21 protein-coding genes are annotated in these 20,305 nt (G+C 73.0%); 13 read left to right on the forward strand and 8 right to left on the reverse strand.

Features of this window, described 5'->3' with window-relative positions:
* The first annotated feature begins 1 nt into the window (after window position 1).
* The 8 genes from glyS (at window position 2) to AACH11_RS00705 (ending at window position 8,191) form a co-directional block, all read left to right on the forward strand.
* Window positions 2–2,146, forward strand: a complete 2,145-nt coding sequence (gene glyS / locus AACH11_RS00670; protein ID WP_341372263.1) for a glycine--tRNA ligase subunit beta — start codon at window positions 2–4, stop codon at window positions 2,144–2,146.
* 34 nt (window positions 2,147–2,180) lie between these two features.
* Window positions 2,181–2,768, forward strand: coding sequence for a D-glycero-beta-D-manno-heptose 1,7-bisphosphate 7-phosphatase (gene gmhB, locus AACH11_RS00675; RefSeq protein ID WP_341372264.1), 588 nt, complete (start codon window positions 2,181–2,183; stop codon window positions 2,766–2,768).
* A complete protein-coding gene (locus AACH11_RS00680) occupies window positions 2,765–3,547 on the forward strand; it encodes a lysophospholipid acyltransferase family protein (RefSeq protein ID WP_341372265.1) in 783 nt (260 codons plus the stop codon). The genes gmhB and AACH11_RS00680 overlap by 4 nt, the downstream gene beginning before the upstream one ends.
* A 69-nt stretch (window positions 3,548–3,616) precedes the next feature.
* Window positions 3,617–4,540, forward strand: coding sequence for a M48 family metallopeptidase (locus AACH11_RS00685; protein ID WP_341372266.1), 924 nt, complete (start codon window positions 3,617–3,619; stop codon window positions 4,538–4,540).
* 155 nt (window positions 4,541–4,695) lie between these two features.
* Complete coding sequence (can, locus tag AACH11_RS00690) at window positions 4,696–5,370, forward strand: carbonate dehydratase (protein WP_341372267.1); 675 nt, start codon at window positions 4,696–4,698, stop codon at window positions 5,368–5,370.
* A 41-nt stretch (window positions 5,371–5,411) separates the two neighbouring features.
* The gene (gene aceK / locus AACH11_RS00695) at window positions 5,412–7,190 is read left to right on the forward strand and encodes a bifunctional isocitrate dehydrogenase kinase/phosphatase (protein WP_341372268.1); all 1,779 of its coding nucleotides are present in this window, start codon (window positions 5,412–5,414) and stop codon (window positions 7,188–7,190) included.
* 51 nt (window positions 7,191–7,241) lie between these two features.
* Entirely contained in the window at window positions 7,242–7,724 is a 483-nt protein-coding gene (locus AACH11_RS00700) for a MaoC family dehydratase (protein ID WP_341372269.1), read from the forward strand.
* Between the two features lie 92 nt (window positions 7,725–7,816).
* Window positions 7,817–8,191 carry a hypothetical protein gene (locus tag AACH11_RS00705; RefSeq protein WP_341372270.1) on the forward strand — a complete coding sequence of 125 codons (375 nt, stop codon included), beginning with the start codon at window positions 7,817–7,819 and terminating at the stop codon, window positions 8,189–8,191.
* 34 nt (window positions 8,192–8,225) lie between these two features.
* On the opposite strand, the gene AACH11_RS00710 is transcribed toward AACH11_RS00705, so the two are convergent.
* The 5 genes from AACH11_RS00710 to AACH11_RS00730 form a co-directional block, all read right to left on the reverse strand.
* On the reverse strand, window positions 8,226–9,773 hold the full coding sequence (locus tag AACH11_RS00710) for a UxaA family hydrolase (RefSeq protein ID WP_341372271.1): 1,548 nt from the start codon (window positions 9,771–9,773) through the stop codon (window positions 8,226–8,228).
* Window positions 9,774–9,950: 177 nt separating this feature from the next.
* Complete coding sequence (locus AACH11_RS00715) at window positions 9,951–10,469, reverse strand: hypothetical protein (protein WP_341372272.1); 519 nt, start codon at window positions 10,467–10,469, stop codon at window positions 9,951–9,953.
* Between the two features lie 114 nt (window positions 10,470–10,583).
* A complete protein-coding gene (locus AACH11_RS00720; protein ID WP_341372273.1) occupies window positions 10,584–11,450 on the reverse strand; it encodes a fumarylacetoacetate hydrolase family protein in 867 nt (288 codons plus the stop codon).
* A gap of 100 nt (window positions 11,451–11,550) precedes the next feature.
* Window positions 11,551–12,336 carry an SDR family oxidoreductase gene (locus tag AACH11_RS00725; RefSeq protein WP_341372274.1) on the reverse strand — a complete coding sequence of 262 codons (786 nt, stop codon included), beginning with the start codon at window positions 12,334–12,336 and terminating at the stop codon, window positions 11,551–11,553.
* Between the two features lie 85 nt (window positions 12,337–12,421).
* Window positions 12,422–13,207 carry an SDR family oxidoreductase gene (locus AACH11_RS00730; RefSeq protein ID WP_341372275.1) on the reverse strand — a complete coding sequence of 262 codons (786 nt, stop codon included), beginning with the start codon at window positions 13,205–13,207 and terminating at the stop codon, window positions 12,422–12,424.
* Between the two features lie 163 nt (window positions 13,208–13,370).
* On the opposite strand from AACH11_RS00730, the gene AACH11_RS00735 reads away from it, so the two are divergent.
* From AACH11_RS00735 to AACH11_RS00750, 4 genes are read left to right on the forward strand one after another with little or no spacing between them, the layout of a single operon-like run.
* Window positions 13,371–14,030: a hypothetical protein gene (locus AACH11_RS00735; RefSeq protein ID WP_341372276.1), complete on the forward strand. Its 660-nt coding sequence runs from the start codon at window positions 13,371–13,373 to the stop codon at window positions 14,028–14,030.
* Complete coding sequence (locus AACH11_RS00740) at window positions 14,027–14,335, forward strand: HPr-rel-A system PqqD family peptide chaperone (RefSeq protein WP_341372277.1); 309 nt, start codon at window positions 14,027–14,029, stop codon at window positions 14,333–14,335. Before AACH11_RS00735 ends, AACH11_RS00740 begins: the two co-directional genes overlap by 4 nt.
* Window positions 14,332–15,282 carry a hypothetical protein gene (locus AACH11_RS00745; protein WP_341372278.1) on the forward strand — a complete coding sequence of 317 codons (951 nt, stop codon included), beginning with the start codon at window positions 14,332–14,334 and terminating at the stop codon, window positions 15,280–15,282. The genes AACH11_RS00740 and AACH11_RS00745 overlap by 4 nt, the downstream gene beginning before the upstream one ends.
* Window positions 15,258–16,400: a nucleotidyltransferase family protein gene (locus AACH11_RS00750; RefSeq protein ID WP_341372279.1), complete on the forward strand. Its 1,143-nt coding sequence runs from the start codon at window positions 15,258–15,260 to the stop codon at window positions 16,398–16,400. Before AACH11_RS00745 ends, AACH11_RS00750 begins: the two co-directional genes overlap by 25 nt.
* 19 nt (window positions 16,401–16,419) lie before the next feature.
* Here the strand turns inward: AACH11_RS00750 and AACH11_RS00755 are convergent, their stop codons facing one another.
* Together AACH11_RS00755 and AACH11_RS00760 are read right to left on the reverse strand one after the other, a co-directional pair.
* Window positions 16,420–17,658: an NAD(P)H-dependent flavin oxidoreductase gene (locus tag AACH11_RS00755; protein WP_341372280.1), complete on the reverse strand. Its 1,239-nt coding sequence runs from the start codon at window positions 17,656–17,658 to the stop codon at window positions 16,420–16,422.
* Window positions 17,659–17,783: 125 nt separating this feature from the next.
* A complete protein-coding gene (locus AACH11_RS00760) occupies window positions 17,784–18,230 on the reverse strand; it encodes a response regulator (RefSeq protein ID WP_341372281.1) in 447 nt (148 codons plus the stop codon).
* Window positions 18,231–18,523: 293 nt separating this feature from the next.
* Between AACH11_RS00760 and AACH11_RS00765 the strand changes: the two genes are divergently transcribed.
* A complete protein-coding gene (locus tag AACH11_RS00765; protein ID WP_341372282.1) occupies window positions 18,524–19,162 on the forward strand; it encodes a hypothetical protein in 639 nt (212 codons plus the stop codon).
* Window positions 19,163–19,200: 38 nt separating this feature from the next.
* Here the strand turns inward: AACH11_RS00765 and denD are convergent, their stop codons facing one another.
* A complete protein-coding gene (gene denD, locus AACH11_RS00770; protein WP_341372629.1) occupies window positions 19,201–20,211 on the reverse strand; it encodes a D-erythronate dehydrogenase in 1,011 nt (336 codons plus the stop codon).
* Window positions 20,212–20,305: the final 94 nt, after the last annotated feature.

Genomic DNA, 20,305 nt, shown 5'->3' on the forward strand with positions numbered 1-20,305 from the left:
CATGAGCACCGTGAAGAACCTGCTGGTCGAACTGTTCGTCGAGGAACTGCCGCCCAAGGCGCTGAAGAAGCTCGGCGAGGCCTTCGCCGGCGTGCTGGCCGACAGCCTCAAGGCCCAGGGCCTGGCCGCGGCCGATGCCGCCGTCACCCCGTACGCGTCGCCGCGCCGGCTGGCCGTCCATGTCAGCGGCGTGGCCGCCAAGGCCGCCGACAAGGCGGTGCAGCAGAAGCTGATGCCGGTGGCCGTCGCGCTGACGGCCGACGGCCAGCCGACGCCGGCGCTGCTGAAGAAGCTGGCCGCCGTCGGCGCCGATGCGTCGGTCGTGCCCCAGCTCAAGCGCCAGCCCGATGGCAAGGCCGAGGCGCTGTTCCTCGACAGCACGGTGGCCGGCGTCACGCTGGCCGACGGTCTGCAGAAGGCGCTGGACGAGTCGCTGGCCAAGCTGCCGATCCCCAAGGTCATGACCTACCAGCTGGCCGACGGCTGGTCCAGCGTCAACTTCGTGCGCCCGGCCCACCGCCTGGTCGCGCTGCACGGCGCCGACGTGGTGCCGGTGCGCACCCTCGGCCTGGCCTCGGGCCGGGAGACCCTGGGCCACCGCTTCGAGGCCAGCGTGCCGGTCGTCAGCGTGCGCGACGCCGACGGCTGGGCCGACCAGCTGGCCGCCGAAGGCGCCGTCATCGCCGGCTTCGAGGCCCGCCGCGCCGAGATCCGCCGCCAGCTCGATGCCGCCGCCGCGGTCGAGGGCCTGAAGCCGATCGACGACGACGCGCTGCTCGACGAGGTGACCGCCCTGGTCGAGCGGCCGAACGTGCTGACCTGCCAGTTCGAGCCCGAATTCCTGGCCGTGCCGCAGGAGTGCCTCATCCTCACGATGAAGGCCAACCAGAAGTACTTCCCGCTGCTGGATGGTCAGGGCAAGCTGACGAACAAGTTCCTGCTGGTCAGCGCCATCCGCCCGGCGGACGCCTCGGCCGTCATCGGCGGCAACGAGCGCGTGGTGCGCCCGCGCCTGGCCGACGCCAAGTTCTTCTTCGACCAGGACCGCAAGAAGACGCTGGCCAGCCGCGTCGAGGGTCTGGGCAAGGTCGTCTACCACGGCAAGCTCGGCAGCCAGGGCGAGCGCATGGAGCGCGTGCGCGCCATCGCCCACGCCATCGTCAACCAGCTGCGCATGGCGACCGTGCCGTTCACGGTCGATGCCAAGGACGGGTTCGACGTGCTCGACAGCAAGGTGCGCGAGGCCGCGACGCTGGCCAAGTGCGACCTGCTGACCGACATGGTCGGCGAGTTTCCCGAACTGCAGGGCATCATGGGCGGCTACTACGCCCGCCACGAGGGCCTGCGCGATGGTGTCGCCATCGCCATCGAGGACCACTACAAGCCGCGTTATGCGGGCGACGCGCTGCCGCGCAACCACACCGGTACCGTGCTGGCGCTGGCCGACAAGCTGGAGACCCTGGTCGGCCTGTTCGGCATCGGCCAGCTGCCCACCGGCGACAAGGATCCGTTCGCGCTGCGCCGCCATGCCCTCGGCGTGATCCGCATCCTCAGCGAGAAGAACCTGCCGCTGGACCTGCCCGAGCTGCTGGCCCAGGCCGTGCCCTGCTTCGGCGAGCGCATCAGCGACCCGACCGCGGCCCTGACCGGTTTCTTCGCCGATCGCCTGGCCGTCAGCCTGCGCGACCAGGGCTACAGCGCGCAGGAGGTCGATGCGGTGCTGGCGCTGCAGCCGACGCGCCTGGGCGACATCCCCAAGCGTCTGGCCGCCGTGCGGGCCTTCGCCGCGCTGGCCGAGGCGCCGGCCCTGGCCGCCGCCAACAAGCGCGTGTCCAACATCCTGAAGAAGATCGAGGGCGCGCTGCCGACGGTCGTCAGCGACGCGCTGCTGCAGGAGCCGGCCGAGCAGGCGCTGGCCGCCGCGCTGGCCGAGGTCGGGCCGCAGGCCGACCGCCGGTTCGAGCAGCACGACTACGCCGGCTCGCTGCAGGCGCTGGCCGCGCTGAAGGCGCCGGTCGACGCCTTCTTCGACGGCGTGATGGTCAATGCCGACGATCCGGCGCTGCGGGCCAACCGCCAGGCGCTGCTCCACCGGCTGCACCAGGCGATGAACCGCGTGGCCGATCTCTCCCGTCTGGCCGCCTGAGGCCGCTGGCGTCGCGCTTGCTTCCGACTGCCGCATGCAACACATCGTCAAGCTGCTGATCCTCGGGCGCGACGGCATCCTCAACGTGTTCCGCAAGGACCACGTGAAGGCGCCGGAGGAGTGGGCCGCCATCCCGGGTGCCCTGCAGGCCGTGGCCCGCCTGAACCATGCCGGCTGGCATGCGGTGATCGCCACCAACCAGTCGGGCATCGGCCGCGGCCTGATCGACATGGCCAGCGTCAATGCGGTGCATGCCCACATGCACCGTGAGCTCGCGGCGGTCGGCGGGCGCATCGACGCGGTGTTCTTCTGCCCGCACGCGCCGGAGGAGTCCTGCACCTGCCGCAAGCCGCTGCCCGGCCTGATGCACGACATCGCCAAGCGCTACGGCATCGCGCTGCGCCAGGTGCCGATGGTGGTCGACACGCTGCGCGACCTGCAGGCGGCCGGCGCCGCCGGCTGCGAGCCGCATCTGGTGTGCAGCGGCCGTGCCGCCGCGCTGACGCCGTCCGAGATCGAGGTCGTGCTGGGCCAGGTGCCGGGTGCGCGCGCCCATGCCAGCCTGGACGCCTTCGCCACCCACCTGTTGACCCGACCGGCCGCGAGTCCGGCATCCCGATGAGTCTGCTGCGTTCCGTCCTGTTCCTGGTCTACCTGGTCGTCACCGTCATCCCGTGGGCGATCTTCGCGCTGCTGTTCTCGGTCGTGCGCGGCGGCGCGCCGCTGTACTGGGTGTGCGCCGGCTGGCTCAAGGCGGCCATCCTCGGTGCGCGCTGGATCTGTGGCGTGCGCTGGCGCGTGCAGGGCATGGAGCACCTGCCGACGGCCGCCGAGGCCCAGGCCGCGGTCATCCTGTGCCCCAAGCACCAGAGCACCTGGGAGACCTTCGCGCTGCCGATGCTGATGCCGCATCCGCTGGCCTTCGTCTTCAAGCGCGAGCTGCTGCGCATCCCGTTCTTCGGCTGGGCGATGGCGCGGCTGGACATGGTCCACATCGATCGCACCCGCCGCGCCGAGGCCTGGGCCCGGGTGCTCAAGCAGGGCGGTGAGCTGATGCAGCGCGGCATCTGGCTGATCATGTTCCCCGAGGGCACCCGCGTGGGCCGCGGCGAGCGCGGCGAGTACAAGACCGGCGCCACCCGGCTGGCGGTGCAGACGGGGGTGCCGGTGGTGCCGGTGGCCGTCACGTCCGCGCGCTGCTGGCCGCGCAAGAGCTTCCTGCTGCGTCCGGGCGTGATCGATGTGTCGATCGGCCGGCCGATCCCGTCCGTCGGCCGCCGTCATGACGAACTGATGGCCGAGGTCGAGGGCTGGATCGAGGCCGAGATGGTCCGGCTGGACCCGCAGGCCTATCCGGCCGCCACCGCAGCAGGCGCCGCGCCCGCCTCGCGGCAGGCCTGAGCCGCCCCGGACCCCGCCGGGGGCCGGTTCCCGACCGGCACGACGGTGCGGTCACTAGAATTCCGGCCGATGGCCCGACATCCCGAGCGCGACACCCCGGACCCGCAACAGCTGGCGCTGTTCGACGCGGGCTTTGCCGCGGCCCGTCCGGTCGCCGCGCCGCCGTCGCCGTCGCCGCTGCCTCCGTCACTGCCGCCCCCCGGCGCCGGCCGGGCCCTGCCGGTCGCGGCGCCGGCGGATGGCGATGCCTCCGCCCGCTTCCTCCACCCGCGGGCCAGCCGCAGCATCGTCCTCGGCGAGCACCGCGTCGGCTATGCGCTGCGGCGCGCCCAGCGGCGCTCGATCGGCCTGACCATCAATGTCGACGGCCTGGCCGTGGCCGCGCCGCGCTGGGTCAGCCTGGGGGACGTCGAGCAGGCCTTGCGCGCCAAGAGCGCCTGGATCCTGCGCAAGCTGCATGAGCAGCACGAGCGTCAGCGCCGGGTCGAGGCCGCGCGCATCGACTGGCGCGACGGCGCCGTGCTGCCCTATCTGGGCGAACCGCTGTGCGTGCGCCTGGATCCGGCGGCCGGTGCGGCCCGGCTCGAGGACACGCCCGACGGCCGCGTGCTGCGCATCGGCCTGCCGCAGACCGCCGAGCCGGCGCAGATCCGCGAGGTGGTCCAGGCCTGGCTGCAGCGTCAGGCGCGGGACTGGTTCCGGGTCCGCGTCGCCCATTTCGCGCCGCGGCTGGGCGTGACGGTCCGCCGGCTGGGCTTGAGCTCGGCGGCCACGCGCTGGGGCAGTGCCAGTGCCGACGGCTCGGTGCGCCTGCACTGGCGGCTGATGCACTTCGCGCCCGCCGTGATCGACTACGTGGTCACCCACGAGCTCGCCCACCTGCGCGAGATGAACCACAGCCCCGCCTTCTGGGAGGTGGTGCGCTCGGTGCTGCCCGATTACGAGCTCACCCGCGGCGCACTGCGCAGCGACGTGCTGCCGCGGCTGGACTGAACCCGCGCCGCCGGCGCCGTGTCGATCGCGCCCTCCGGCCCCGCCCAGGGCGCGTCCAGCTGCGGTGCATCCGGCCTGCTTACACTGCCTTGCATCCGCCTGGCCAGCGGCCCGGCCACGAGCCGGGGCCGCCCCCCTCATCCGCAGTCCCGACCATGACCGACGACCTCTCCAACCTGTTCGACAACAACCGCCGCTGGGCGACCGAGACCGAAGCCCGTGAGCCCGGCTTCTTCAGCCGCCTGCTGCAGCAGCAGACGCCGCAGTACCTGTGGATCGGCTGCGCCGACAGCCGCGTGCCGGCCAACGAGCTGGTCGATCTGCTGCCGGGCGAGCTGTTCGTCCACCGCAACGTGGCCAACGTGCTGGTGCACTCCGACCTGAATGCGCTGAGCGTCATCCAGTACGCGGTCGATGCGCTGCAGGTGCGCCACATCATCGTCGTCGGCCACAGCAACTGCGGGGGCGTGCGCGCCGCGCTGACCAACGCCCGCGCCGGTCTGGTCGACAACTGGCTGCGCCATGTGCAGGACGTGCGCGATGCGCACGAGGGCTTCCTGGCCGGGCTCGATGTCTCGCTGCAGGTCGATGCGCTGGTCGAGCTCAACGTGCTCGAACAATCGCGCAACGTCTGCCGCACGACGGTCGTGCGCGATGCCTGGCAGCGCGGCCAGCAGGTGGTCGTGCACGGCTGGGTCTACGGTCTGCACAACGGCCTGCTGGAGGATCTGCGCATCACCGTCGGCGGGCCGGACGACGTCGGGCTGGCCTACGACACCGCGCTGGCCCTGGTCAAGCAGCGCTACCGCCAGGCCCAGGCCGCGCTCTGACCGTGGAGCGGGCCGGCGCCTCCGGGGACCGCCCCACGGCCGTGGCCGCCTTCGCGCCGCCCGTGCCCGGTGCCGGCGTGGCCGCGGCGATCGCGCGCGAGGTGCTCGACGGCTTCGACCGCCACTACCGGCTGTTCCGCGAGTCCAGCCGCGCCGCCCGGGCGCGCTTCGAGGCGGCCGACTGGGCCGCACAGCAGCAGGCCCAGGCCGAGCGCATCGCCTACTACGAGCGCCGCGTCGCCGAATGCGTCGAGCGGCTGCGCCAGGGCCTGGGTGCGACGCAGCCAGACGCCGTGCTGTGGGCCCGCGTCAAGCGCCACTACATCGGGTGGCTGCTGGCGCACCAGCAGCCCGAGCTGGCCGAGACCTTCTTCAACTCGGTCACCACCCGGCTGCTGCACCGGCGCGACTTCCGCAACGACTGCATCTTCGTGCGGCCCACGGTCAGCACCGAGTACATCGACGACGACGAGCCGCAGGCCGCGCCGACCTACCGCGCCTACTACCCGGCGCGCCCGGGCCATGACGGCGACGATCTGCACCGCACGCTGCGCCGCGTGGTGCAGGGCTTCGGCCTGCAGCGGCCCTTCGAGGATCTGGACCGCGACATCGGCCGCGTCCTCGGCGTGTTGTGCGAGCACCTGCCCGATGGCCTGCCCCGGCGGGCCAACTTCCAGATCCAGGTGCTGTCGAGCCTGTTCTACCGCAACAAGGGCGCGTACCTGATCGGCCGCATCGTCAACGGCAACACCGAGATCCCGATGGCGTTGCCGATCCTGCACGGCGACGACGGCCGCCTGCGCATCGACGCCGCGCTGTTCACCGAGGACGACCTGCTGCGCCTGTTCAGCTTCGCGCGGGCCTATTTCATGGTCGACATCGCGATCCCCTCGGCCTGCGTGCAGTTCCTGCGCGGGCTGATGCCGCGCAAGCCGCGCAGCGAGCTCTACACCGCCATCGGCCTGCACAAGCAGGGCAAGAACGCGTTCTACCGCGACTTCCTGCACCACCTGCGCCACAGCTCGGACCGCTTCGACCTCTCGCCCGGCATCCGCGGCATGGTGATGCTGGTGTTCGACCTGCCGTCCTTCCCCTACGTGTTCAAGGTCATCCGCGACCACTTCGCGGCGCCGAAGGAGACGACGCGGGCCCAGGTGCAGGCCAAGTACCTGCTGGTCAAGGCGCATGACCGCGTCGGCCGCATGGCCGACACCGCCGAGTACGCCAGCGTGCCGCTGCCGCGCGCGCGCATCAGCGAGGCGCTGATGGACGAGCTGCGCCGCTGCTGCGCCAGCCAGATCGAGGAGGACGGCGAGCAGCTGATCATCCACCACGTCTACATCGAGCGCCGGATGATCCCGCTGAACATCTGGCTGCAGGACGCCACGCCGGCCCAGCTGGAGCACGCGGTCATCGAGTACGGCAACGCGATCAAGGACCTGGTGGCGGCCAACATCTTTCCCGGCGACATGCTGTGGAAGAACTTCGGCATGACGCGCCACGGCAAGGTCGTGTTCTACGACTACGACGAGATCGAGTACCTGAGCGACTGCCGCTTCCGCCAGGTGCCCCCGCCGCGTGACGAGGACGACGAGATGTCGGGCGAGGTCTGGTATGCGGTCGGCCCGCGCGACGTCTTTCCCGAGACCTTCGCGCCCTTCCTGCTCGGGCATCCGGCGGTGCGCGAGGTCTTCATGCGCCACCATGCGGATCTGCTGGATCCGGCCTTCTGGCAATCCCATCAGGCACGCATCCTGGCCGGCCATGTGCATGACGTCTTCCCTTACGATCCGCACAAGCGCTTTCCTTCGTCCGGCTGACCGCGGCCCGGCGACACCCCTTCCGATTCCCGCCCAGACCGTACCGAGTCCATGAGCCTTGTCGATCCGCCCGTCCCGTCCCTGCCCGTGCCGGTGGCCGTCGGCGAGCACTGCACGCGCAGCCTGCGTCTGAGCCGCGAGCAGATCGCGCAGTTCGCCGACCTCACCGGTGACACCAACGCCCTGCACCACGATGCCGAGGCGGCGCGGCGTGCGCGCCACGGCGAGATCATCGCCGCCGGCCAGCACACGACCTCGATGATGATCGGCCTGGCCAGCACGCACTTCTCGCGTCCGGGCGAGGGCTTCGCCCGCGAGCTGCTGTGCCTGAACTTCAACTTCGCGTTCAAGCAGCCGGTGTTCGCCGAGCAGGAGCTGCGGCTGCACTGGCAGGTCGCCACCGTCGAATGGCACCCTCGTCTGGAAGGTTGGCTGCTGCACGTCGACGGCCATGCGGTGGTGGCCGATGCCGATGCGCGGCCGTCGGTGGTCGGCCGCGGCATGCTGCTGGTCAAGGCCGTACCCGTCGCCTGAGCGGCGGGGGCGGGCCGCCATCTGGCCGCGCCTGTCCGACGTCAATTGACGGCCGTCAATCCGCGCCGCGTCGACCGAGGCAAGATCCCGTCATGAGCGCACGTCCGTCGATCCCGATCCTGGCCGAGACCCCGAGCACCGATGGCGGCTGCTCGGCCTGTGCCGCCGGCAGCACCGGACCGATCTGCCGGACGGCCCTGGGCGAGGCCTGTGTGGCCACCGAGTTGAGCGGTCCGGGGCCCGAGCTGCAGCGGCTGCTGGCCGCGCTCGGCCAGCGCCTGGGTTTCGCGCCCGAGGCGCCGGAGCTCGGGGGGGTGCGGCGGCTGCACGTGCAGCCGGGCGAGGTCGAGCTGCATCTCGCGCTGCAGGCGCGTTGCGGCGCGGCCGAGCGGGCCGAGGCCGCCTTCGACACCTTGCGCACGCTGCTGCCCGACACCGACATCTACGTGATGCCGGTGACGGTCTGAGGCCTGCGGCCCGGGCCGCTGCCCGCGGCGCGATTCACATCACCGCACCGAGCTGCCAGGGCACGAACTCCGCCTGCCCGTAGCCGTGCTGCTCGCTGCGGCTGCGCTCACCGCTGGCGGTGGCCAGCATGCGCTGGAAGATCTCCTCGCCGATCTGGTCGATGCTGGCCAGCCCGTCGATGATGCGGCCGCAGTCGATGTCGATGTCCTCGGCCTGGCGGCGCCACAGCGCGCTGTTGGTCGACAGCTTCAGGCTGGGCGAGGGCGCGCAGCCGTAGGCCGAGCCGCGGCCGGTGGTGAAGCAGATCAGGTTGGCGCCACCCGCGACCTGGCCGGTGGCCGACACCGGGTCGTAGCCCGGCGTGTCCATGAAGACGAAGCCGCGCGCGCTCACGGCCTGCGCGTACTCGTAGACCTCGACCAGCCGCGTGGTCCCGCCCTTGGCGATCGCGCCCAGGCTCTTCTCCAGGATGGTGGTCAGGCCACCGGCCTTGTTGCCGGCCGACGGGTTGTTGTCCATCGACATGCCGTTGCGCGCGGTGTAGCGCTCCCACCAGGCGATGCGCGCCAGCAGCTTGTCGGCCACCGCCGGGCTGGCGGCGCGCCGGGTCAGCAGGTGCTCGCCACCGTAGATCTCGGGCGTCTCGCTGAGGATGGCGGTGCCGCCGTGGGCCACCAGACGGTCGACCGCGGCGCCGAGGGCCGGGTTGGCGCTCAGGCCCGAGTAGCCGTCGGAGCCGCCGCACTGCAGGCCCACCGTCAGGTGGCGGGCCGGCACCGGCTCGCGCTGCACGCGGTCGGCGGCCGGCAGCATCGCCCGGATGCGCTCGACGCCGAGCGCCACCGTGCGGGCCGTGCCGCCGGTGTCCTGGATCGAGAAGGTCTGCAGCCGCTCGCCGACCTGCAGCCCCTCCTGCTCGATCAGGCCCTGGATCTGGTTGGTCTCGCAGCCCAGGCCGATGACCAGCACGGCGGCGAAGTTCGGATGCCGGGCATAGCCGGCCAGCGTGCGGCGCAGCACCTGCAGCTCCTCGCCCTGGGCATCGGTCGCGCAGCCCATGCCGTGGGTCAGCGCGACCACGCCGTCGACCTGCGGGAAGCCGGCCAGCGCCTCGGGGAAGACATCGCGGCGGAAGCGGTCGGCGATCGCCCGGGCGACGGTGGCCGAGCAGTTCACGCTGGTCAGGATGCCGATGTAGTTGCGCGTGGCGACCTGGCCCGCGCGGTCGGCCTCCCGTCGCACGATGCCCATGAAGCGGGCCGGCTCGGCCACCGGCGCCGGGGCGCGGGCATCGGCGCCGGGCGTGTGGGCGCGCTCGAAGCGGGCGAAGGCCAGGTTGTGCACGTGCACGTGCTGGCCGGCCGCGATGTCCTGGGTCGCGTGGCCGATGATCTGGCCGTAGCGGCGCACCGGCTGACCGGCGGCCACGTCGCGCGTGGCCAGCTTGTGGCCGGGCGGCACCAGGCCGCTGACGCGCAGGCCGGCCTCCTCGGCCAGGGCCTCGCCGCCCAGCAGCTGGCGGCGGGCGATGACGACGTCGTCGTCGGGATGGATGCGGATGACGGCGGAATGCGGGCTCATGCGGTGCTGGCGGTGGGCGGTGCCGGTCGTCGTGGACCGGCGGGCGCACCAGCACCGACAGCCCCGGCAGGGGCTGTTGTGGGCCGACAGAGCCTCAGGGCGGTCGGCGCGGGTGACGGACGGAGGGGGCGGAAGACATGGCGACCCGTCAGCCCGCGCCGCAGCGCGGACGCCGGGTCAGAGCTTGGCCGCAGCCGAGCGCTTGGCCGTGGTGGCGTCGGACTGGTACTTCTCCTCGGCCTCGCGCCGCATCTTGATCGCCGAATCCAGTGCCGCCTGGTAACGCTCGGGCGTGTAGGTGTTCTGGTTGGCGATGTAGACGCTGCGGCGCAGCGGCTTGGCACCGAAACGCGGCAGGTTGACCGAGAAGTGGCACTCGGGCACCGAGCGGCCCGGGCGGTGACGCAGGATCGGGCCGCTGATGCCGACCGGCAGGTCGTTCTGCTTGTTCGGGCTGAGGCCGCGCTGCAGGCCGGTCGGTGCCGGCAGATCGGCGATGCGCTGACGCAAGGCGTCGATCGCACGCTTGAGCGCCGGCCGCGGGCCGTTGCCCTGGCCTTGGCCATCCGAGAAGAACAGGGTCGGCGTGCCATAACGCATCTGCCAACCGTGGGTGCTGTGGGTGTCGATGCGCTGGATGTGCTCGGGCACACGGATGCGCAGGCCGTTGTAGATCGTGACAGTACGGGTTCGCATGGGCTCTGGGCTCTTGTAGGGGCCAACCCCCCTGGGCGCGCCGATCGCCATCGCCGACGCACCTCTGATCTCGGCTTCTGGGCCGCGAGCCTGAGCCCCGAGTCCATGACTTTTTTAACCGTCAATCAACGCAGGGTCCCAGGCGTGCACCGTCTGGGCCTGTTGACCCAGGCCGTCGATGCCGAGCGTCATTTTATCGCCCTGTTTCAGATATATCGAATTTGGCTTTTGTCCCATTCCCACGCCCGGGGGGGTGCCGGTCGAAATCAGGTCACCCGGATACAGCGTCATGAAGCGGCTGATGTAGCTGACGAGGTGGGCGACACCGAACACCATGGTGCGCGTGCTGCCGTTCTGATAGCGGTGGCCATTGACCTCCAGCCACATGCCGAGCGCCTGCGGGTCGGCCACCTCGTCGGCCGTCACCAGCCAGGGGCCGATCGGGCCGAAGGTGTCGCAGCCCTTGCCCTTGTCCCAGGTGCCGCCGCGCTCCAGCTGGTACTCGCGCTCGGAGACGTCGTTGACCACGCAGTAGCCGGCGACGTGGGCGAGCGCGTCGGCCTCGCTGACGTAGCGCGCCTTGCGACCGATGACCACGCCGAGCTCGACCTCCCAGTCGGTCTTGACCGAGCCCTGGGGCAGCACCACCGGGTCGTTGCAGCCGACCACGGTGCTGACGTGCTTGGTGAACAGCACCGGCTCGGCCGGCACCGGCAGGCCGGACTCGGCCGCGTGGTCGGCGTAGTTCAGGCCGACGCAGATGAACTTGCCCATGCCGGACCAGGGCGGCGCCATGCGGCCGGGCTGCTCGATCCGCGGCAGGCTGCGCGGATCGAGGGCGCGCAGCGGCGCCAGGCCCTCGGGCGTCAGCATGTCGGCGCGCAGGTCCGGGATCACGCCGGAGAGGTCACGGACGTGGCCGTCGGCATCGAGCAGGGCCGGGCGTTCCTGGCCCTTGGGGCCGTGGCGGAGGAGTTTCATGGTTCGCGGGGTGTCGGTGCGGGGCAGGGTGGGGCGGGCCGGTGGGCGACCCGTCCCAGGGAAAGCACGGGCGGTGCGGCGGTGGCGCGCAGGGGATCGATCAGTTCGACCAGCCGCCGTCGATGATCTGGGTGGTGCCGGTGGTGAAGCCGCTCTCGTCACTGGCCAGATAGACGGCCAGTGCGGCGATCTCGTCCGTCCGGCCCAGGCGGCCCATCGGCTGGCGTGCGACGAACGCGGCCTCGACCTCGGCCAGGCTCTGGCCACCGGCCGCGGCCTGGGCCTGCATGCGCTGGCGCAGCGACGGCGATTCGACGGTGCCCGGGCAGATCGCGTTGCAGCGCACGCCGCGGGTCACGTGGTCGGCGGCCACCGACTTGGTCAGGCCGACGACGGCGGCCTTGGTCGTGCTGTAGACGAAGCGGTTGGGCACGCCCTTGACGCTGCCGGCCACCGAGGCGATGTTGATGATGGAGCCGCCGCGCGGGCGACCGCCGGCGCCGGCCTCCAGCATGCCGGGGATGAAGGCGCGGATCGTGTGCCACTGGGCGCGCACGTTGAGCGCGAAGGCCAGGTCCCAGTCGGCCTCGGTGCAGGCCTGGACATCGCCGGCATGCACGATGCCGGCGGCGTTGACCAGCAGTTGCACCGGCCCGTGGGCCTGCTGCACGCGGGCCGCGCAGGCGGCGATGGCGGCGGCGTCGGTCACGTCCAGCACCTCGACGGCGCAGCCGGTGTCGCGTGCCAGGGCGTCCAGCAGGGCGGCGTCGCGGTCGCTGGCGACCACGCGGGCGCCCTCGCGCACGAAGGCCTCGGCGATGGCGCGGCCGATGCCCTGGCCGGCGGCGGTGATGAAGGCGGTCTTGCCGTGCAGGCGTGCGGTCATGGTGCGGTGCCCGGCCCGGGGCCGGAAGGTGGGGAGCGGATCGGACCGTGCCGGGCGGCGCGGCGGTCGTGGTGGATCCCGGCGCTCAGCCGCGTCCGACGTAGGGCATCCGGGTGGCCATCACCGTCGTGAACAGCACGTTGGCCGACAGCGGCAGCTCGGCCATCGCCAGGAAGGTGCTGACCACGGCCGACATGTCCATCCGCGGCTCGGGGCGGATGCTGCCGTCGGCCTGCGGCACGCCGTTGGCCATGCGCTCGGTCATGTCGCTGGCCACGTTGCCGATGTCGATCTGGCCGACGGCGATGTCGAAGGCCCGGCCGTCGAGGGACGCGGCGCGGGTCAGGCCGGTGATCGCGTGCTTGGTCGCGGTGTAGGCGATCGAGCCCGGGCGCGGCACGTGGGCCGAGATGCTGCCGTTGTTGATGATGCGTCCGCCCATCGGCTGCTGCGCCCGCATCAGGCGGAACGCGTGGCTCAGGCAGTAGAAGGCGCCGTTGAGGTTGGTGTCGACCGCGCGCCGCCAATCGGCCGGATCGAGGGCGTCGGGCGTGCGCACCGGCAGCGAGATGCCGGCGTTGTTGAACAGCAGGTCGAGCCGGCCGCAGCGCTCGCGCACGGTGTCGAACAGGGCGGCGACGGCGGCCTCGTCGCCGATGTCGGCGCTCAGGGCCAGCGCGCGGGCGCTGCAGCCGGGCTGGCCGGCCTCGGCCTCGGCGATGGCCGCGTCGAGCAGGGCCGCTCGGCGGCCCACGAACACCACCTGCCAGCCCGCCTGCAGCAGGGCCGTCGCACAAGCCTTGCCGATGCCGGAGCTCGCGCCGGTGACCAGGGCCGTGCGCGGTGACGGGGGGGACGGGGTACGGGACATCTGGGCTCCTCCTGGAATGCGGACAATCGTATGACGAATGCCGGGGGGCACGGAGCGCGGGCAAGCCCGGGGGATGACCGTCCAGCGGCGCACAGGCACTGTGCAGGAATCGTCAGCGGCCGGGCCGGCCTCAATGCCGCGGCGCAACGGCCGAAATCGCCGTATGTCCGATCCCTGGCTCCTGCTCGACCTGCCGTTGTCCGCCGAGACGCCCGAGGCCGTGGCGCGTCCGCAGACGCCGCCTGGTGTGGCCTGGCCGCAGGCCGCGGCCCATGAGCGCTGGGCGAGCGTGTCCGACGGCCCGTGCCGTACCGACCCCGCGGCCGGCGCCTGCCACGGGGCGTCGGTGGCGACCGCGGCGGCCGCGCGCCCCTGGACCGTGACCGCCTGGCAGCGCGACCTGTCGCAGCCGGATCAGGGCTCGCCCTGGGACAGGTTGCACCGCATCAGCGGCCGCCCGGCGGCCGACTGGTGTGTCGGCCTGCTGCTGATGCAGCCGCTGTGGCGGCTCGGCGAGGGTCGCCCCGAGGACGAGCCCGCCCCGCCCGCGGGGCTGCGCACCCCGCTGCGCCTGCGGTGGTATCAGCCGGCGCGGACGGCCTGGCTGGCGCTGCCGGCCGACGGGCTGGATGCCGCCCTGATGGCGGCGGCCGCCCATCTGTGTGTCGGTGTGGCCGGGGCCGCGTCCTTCATGCCCCAGGGGCGTGCGCTGTGGCGCGACTGGCTGCAGGGCTGCTGCCGGCCCTGGGCCGGCGCCAGCCTGTTGTGGGACGCCGATGACATCCTCCATTACCTGCGCGCCGAAGCGCTGAGCCCGCGATGACTCTGCCACCGCCCCCCGGCTGGCGCTGTCGCGCCGCCCACGCCCTGCGCACCCTGGCCTGGGACACCGAGGCCGCCGTCGTGCACGACGCCCGCAGCGGTGACACCCATCTGATCGACGGCCTGGCCGCGCAGGCCCTGTGGCAGCTGATGCGCCAGGGCCCGGCCACGCGCCAGGAGCTGGCCGCCCTGCTGCTGCCGGCCGCCGCCGCGGACGATGCACCGGCCGCCCAGCGCCTGCTGGACGAGCGGCTGCAGCGGCTGTTCCAGCGGGCGCTGATCGAGCCCTGGGAGCCGGCGCGATGACCGGCTTCGGTACGGGGGCCGGCCAGGGCGCGGCCGCCCGCCTGGGTGATCTGGCGCCGGCACGGCTGCTGCGGCAGCTGCGCGGTGGCCGCCTGGCCTTGCGGCTGGGGCCGCTGGTCTGGGCCCTGGAGTCGTCGTTGCCGGCGCTGGCGGCCTCGCTCGGTCAGCATTACCGGGCCGCGCCGCTGGCCGACGAGACGGCCTGGGTCGATTTCCGGCTCGCCGTGCGGTCCGCCGATCGCTGGAGCCGCGAGCCTGCGGCCGTCGAGCGCCATGGCTGTCTGCTGGACGGCCGGCCACTGCCACTGCCGGCCCAGGACGATGCCCTGGCCGCGCTCGAGGCCGGCCTGGACTGGTGCGTCGGTGAGCTCTGCCACCAGTACCTGGTGCTGCGCGCCACCGCGCTCGAACGCGATGGCCTGGCGCTGCTGCTGTGCGGCCAGCCGGGCGCCGGTCACAGCGTGCTGGCCTGCGCGCTGCAGCGCCAGGGCTGGCGCCTGCTGTCGGACGGCCTGAGCCTGTTCGATCCGGTCAGCACCCTGCTGCAGGGGCTGGCCCGGCCGGTGCGTCTGCGCGCCGAGGCCCTGCACGAGCCGACGATGCGGACCGAGCAGCACGCCGGTGACGACCGTCGCTGGCGCCCGGTCGACGACGTGGCCATGCAGCGCAGCGGCGAGCCGGCCTGGCCGGGCTGGCTGGTGCAGCCGCACTGGCGACCGGGCCAGCAGGCCGCGCTCGAACCGGTCTCGTCGGCCGAGGGCCTGATGTGGCTGGCCGCGTCTTCACCGAACTATGCGGTCCACGCCACGGCCGGCTTCGAGGCGCTCGGCAGCCTGATCGATCAGGTCGGCGTCTGCCGGCTGAGCTATGGCCGGCTCGGCGATGCGCTCGACGCGCTGGCCACCCTGTGCGCGACCCCGCCATGCCCGCGACGACGCCTGTCCTGATCCGCGCCTTGCGCCAGCCCGACGAGGTGCTGGAGCTGCCGCTGCCGCAGTGGGAGCGGCTGCTGCGCGAGGCACGGGTCTGCGGCCTGGGCGCGACCCTGGCCTTGCGCCTCAAGCAGGTGCGCCTGCAGACGGCCCTGCCCGACGGCCCGCGCCAGCACCTGGTGGCCGCCTGGCGCCAGGCGGGTCACGTGCAGCGCCAGCACGGACGCACCCTGGTCCAGCTGACCGACCTGCTGGCCCCGGCCGGCCACGAGTGGGCCCTGCTGGATGTGGCCGCGCGGGCGCAGGTCGGCCTCAGCACCTGCCACCCCTGCGGCCTGCCGGGGGCGCCGCTGCGCCTGGATCTGCTGTGTCTGCCCCAACGCCGGGAACGGCTGCTGAGCCTGCTGATGCGCCAGGGCTGGCGGGTGATGTCGGCCGTGCCGGCACGCGCGGCGGCGGCCGGCGCGCGCGGTGCCCCTGCGGCACCGCCGCCCCTGCGCCTGCGTCACGCCCGCCATGGCCAGACCGTGCTGCTGCATGTGGGCGTGCCCCCGGGGACTGTCGCGCCGCAGCTCGGTGCGGAGGCGCTGCGCAGCGGCTGGCAGGCCTTGCCCGGGCTGCCGGGCGCCCATCTGCTGTCGGCGCCCGATCTGGTGCTGTCCGAGGTGCTGCGCTGCTGGCACCTGAGCCCGCCGCAGGGGCTGCTGCATGCCCTGACCTGCTGCGACCAGTGGCTGCGCCTGCATGCCGAGCAGCCGGGGTTCTGGCCCGCCCTGGTCTCGCGCGCCGAATGGGCGCAGCAGAGCACGACGCTGTTCCTGGTGCTGCGCTACCTGCGCGGCCTGCTGTACACGCCGGTACCCGATGCGGTGGTCGATGCGCTGGACCTGCACGCGCCCGACGACCGCACGCTGCTCTGGCAGGACGCGCTGGTGCGCCGCTGCGTGGCGCCCTGTCTGCCCGGCGATGACCAGCTGGCCGCGCGGGCCGCCCGCATGGCCTGGATGCTGGCGCGCCGCACCCCGGGCGATGGCACGCGGCCCGTGCCCGGTCCGACCCGCTGGCGTGCGCTCTGGCAGGCCGCCGGCGCGCCCGGTCAGCCGCTCGCGGGCATGGCCTGCGACGGGGGCTGAGCCCGGCCCGGGCGGGCCATCACAGCGGCTGCGGCACCGTCGCCCCGCGCGTCAGCAGGCGCTCGACCAGCTCGCGCACGCTGCGGATCTGGGGGCCGAAGGGCAGGGCGCCGACACCGCGGAAATACAGGCCCTTCTTCTCGTCACCCCGCAGCGCGGCCGCCAGCTGGTTGTCGATGCAGAACTGGCCCCAGTCCTTGAAGCCGTCACGCAGGCCGCACTGGGCCAGGCAGTCGAAGGCCTTGGTGCAGCGCGCCTTCGCATGGGCCACGGCCTGCAGCGCGGGCTCGGCCTTCAGGTAGTTCTTCAGCCACGGCGTGGCGACCGCACGGGCCGGCAGGCCGGCCACGCTGGTGAACTCGACGAGGTCCTCGTCGCGCGCTTCGGCCAGCACCCGCTTGAAGGCGTCGCTGGCGTCGCCCTCGGATGTCACCGCGAAGGGCGTGCCCAGCTGGGCGCCGGCGCCACCCAGGCCCTGGATGCGCGCGATGTCCTCGCAGGAGCGCACGCCACCGGCGGCGATCAACGGAATGTCGTAGCCGGCCTTGGCGAGGAACTCGCGCGATTCGGGGATCACGCGCTCGAAATCGAAGCGCGGGTCGTCCAGGTCACTGATGCGCGCCGCACCGAGGTGGCCGCCGGCCAGCTTCGGGTGTTCGATCACGATGGCGTCGGGCAGGCGCTTCTTGCGCTCCCATTTCTTGACGATCAGCGCCACGCCACGGCTGTCCGACAGGATGGGCACCAGCAGCGCCTTCGGATGCTCGGCCGCCAGATCCGGCAGGTCCAGCGGCAGGCCGGCGCCCACCACCATCATGTCCGCGCCGGCTTCGAGCGAACGGCGGACATAGGCCGCGTAGTCGCTGACCGCGCGCATCACGTTCATCGCCACCAGGCCCAGGCCGCCGGCCAGCGCCTTGGCCGACCGGACCTCGCGCTCCAGCGCCTCCAGGTTGGCCGCGTTGATCTGCGCCTTGGTGTCCTCGTCCTGACCGACGCGGGCCGCCAGGCCCTCCGTGCGCTCCATCAGGTCCGGGTGGTGGCGGCGCAGATCGACGCTGCTGAGCGTGCCGATGCCGCCGAGGGCCGCCACGCTGCCGGCCAGGCGGTGGGCGGACACCCCCACCCCCATGCCGCCCTGGACGATGGGCAGCAGTCGGCGGCCGGCCAGCTGCAGCGGTGCGAGTCCGCTGCGCGCCAGCGCCGGCAGCAGGTCCGGGGCGATGGCGGAATCGGTCGATTGCGGCAGGGCGGTCATCGGATGGCGGGCGCCGCGGTGACGGCGCGCAGAGGTCGATCAGGGCCGTGCAGGCTAAGGCCTGTGTCATCCGATGGACTTGATGCGCGTCATGTGCGGCCGATCCGGCCGCCGCGTCTCCGCACTCAGCGGTGCAGCGCCAGCGTGCGGTCGGGTGCCGGCAGGCGGCCGGTCAGCGCCCGGCGCAGGCCATCCTCGAAGATGCGCGGCTGCAGCGGCTTGACCCAGTACTCGAAGGCGCCGAGGCTCATCGCCTTGATGATGTCCATCGACAGCCGGTCGCCGGTCAGGATGGTCACCCGCAGGCCGCGCGCGGCGATGTCCTCGTTGAGCTGGCGCACCACGTCGAGACCGCCGATGTCGGGCAGGTGCATGTCCAGCAGCACGAAATCGGGGCGCCATTCACGGGCCAGCCGCACGCCCTCCAGGCCGGTGGCCGCGTGCAGGAACTCGACGTCCGGGTGCGCGTCCAGCAGCTGGCGCACGACCGGCACGACCAGCGCGTCGTCCTCGATGTAGAGCAGGCGACCGCGCAGCGCGGGGCGGTCATCGGTGTCGGGCTGGGCGGACATGGGGGGCACTCCGAGGCAGGATCTGGTCCGGTAGGACAAGGGGCTGGCCGACGGTCCTCCCCGGTCGGGCCGAGGCCGTCGTGCGCGGCTGGTGATGCGCGCGCACCGTTCCGGATGCACTGCCCCCCGCGGATGCGGGGTATCCGGATCCGCAGGACGCTAGCAGGAGCCGTGCCGTCCGTCCACCGGGTGAACCCGCCGCCCTGGCTCGACCGTGATGGCGGACCGGAAGTTCCCGCCCCCCCGCTGATGCATCGCAAGACCGCGCACCGGCCGCCCCGGACAATCCGCCGGTGCCCCTGTCCGACCCTGTCCTGCTGCTGGCCGATCTGTCGCTGGCGTCCGCCGCCGTGGCGCTGGCCCTCTGGCTGCGGCCCTGGCGGTCGTTCGCCGGGCACGAGCTGCCCTGGCCCTGGCTGCTCTGGTGGCTGTTGCTGCCGCTGCTGTGGGGCGCCGACCACTATGCGCACAGCGCGCTGCTGCAGCCGCTGTCCGGTGCGGTGCTGCTGATGCTGCTGGCCGGCTGGCCGCTGGCGATGATGGCGCTGCCGCTGGACGCCCTGCTGGTCTGGGGCGTGGGCGACCTGCCGGCCGCGCTCGCGCTGCATCGCCTGGTGTGGCTGGGGGTGGTGCCGGCCACGCTGGCGCTGCTGATCGGCGCCGGTTTGCGCCGATGGTTGCCGCACCACCTGTTCATCTACATCCTGGGCCGGGGCTTCTTCGGCACGCTGCTGGCGGTGGCCGTCGCCGGGGCGCTGGCGCTGGTCCTGACCGGCCCGCCTGCCGGCGCCGAGGTGGCCGACCTGCTGGTCGCCCGCTGGTTGGCCGCCTCGGGCGAGGCCTTCCTGACCGGCATGCTGGTGGCGATCTTCGTCGCCTTCCGGCCGCAGTGGCTGGCCACCTACTCGGACCGCCTGTACCTGCCGCGCTGAGGGCCGCGGCCCTCGTGCCGGGCCGTCGGCGTGCGCCGTCAGCCCAGCCCGCGCAGCGCCTCGGGCCGCTCGCGCCGGCAGTCGTCGATGTACTGGCGGAGGATGGCGTCGACGTCGGGCTCGGGTTGCAGGCCGAGGGCGGCGGCGCGCTCGCCCCGCGCGCCGGCCGGCCAGCGCGCGACGATGCCGGCGATGCGCTCGTCGCGCTCGAAGCGCACACGGGCGCGCACCGCGGGGCCGGCCACCCGTTCCAGCGCCTCCAGCATCTGCGCGACGCTGACGTTGAGCGCCGGCAGGTTCAGCGCGGTGCGGCCGCCGAGTGCGGCGGGCGTGGCCTCGTAGACGGCGATCAGGCCGTCGACCGTGCGCTGTGGCGAGGACAGCGGATGGGTGACGCTGGCATCGACCGGGCAGATCGCCGTCTCGCCGGCCAGTGGCTCGCGCAGGATGCCGCTGAAGAAGGACGAGGCCGCGCCGTTGGGCCGGCCCGGCCGCACGGTGACGGTCATCAGCCGCGCGCTGCGGCCGTCGATGTAGCCCTTGCGGCTGTAGTCGGCCACCAGCTGCTCGCAGACGTACTTCTGGATGCCGTAGCTGGTCTGTGGCGTCGGCAGCGTGTTGTCGTCGACCACCGGTGGCAGCGGATGGGCGTCGTCGGGGCCGAAGACGGCCACCGAGCTGCTGAACACCAGGCGGGCCGGGGCGCGGCCGGCGGCCGTCTGGCGGCGCAGGCCGTCGAGCAGCGCCCGCGTCGAATCCAGGTTGCTGCGCAGGCCGAGGTCGAAGTCGGCCTCGCACTCGCCCGAGACCGCCGAGGCGAGGTGGAAGACGCCGTCGGGCGCCTCCTCGCACAGCGCGGCGGCCTGCTCCAGCAGCGGGCCGACGCGCACCTGCACCCGCGGATCGGCCGCCAGCGCGGCCGGTGGCGCGATCTGGTCGGCCAGCACCAGGGTGGCGATCGGCCGGCCGCCGAGCTCGCCGCGTTCGAGCAGACGCCGGGCGAGGCGGGCGCCGACGAAGCCGCCGCCGCCGGTGATCAGCAGGCGCAGGCCGTGGGCGGCGGGCGTGGCGATCGAGGTGGGGGCGGCGTCGGGGGCGTGGGCGGTGGGCGAGGCAGGCGTGGTCATCGCGGTCGGGTGGGGT

It is taken from the genome of Pseudaquabacterium rugosum (assembly GCF_038066575.1).
Lineage (GTDB): Bacteria > Pseudomonadota > Gammaproteobacteria > Burkholderiales > Burkholderiaceae_C > Pseudaquabacterium > Pseudaquabacterium rugosum.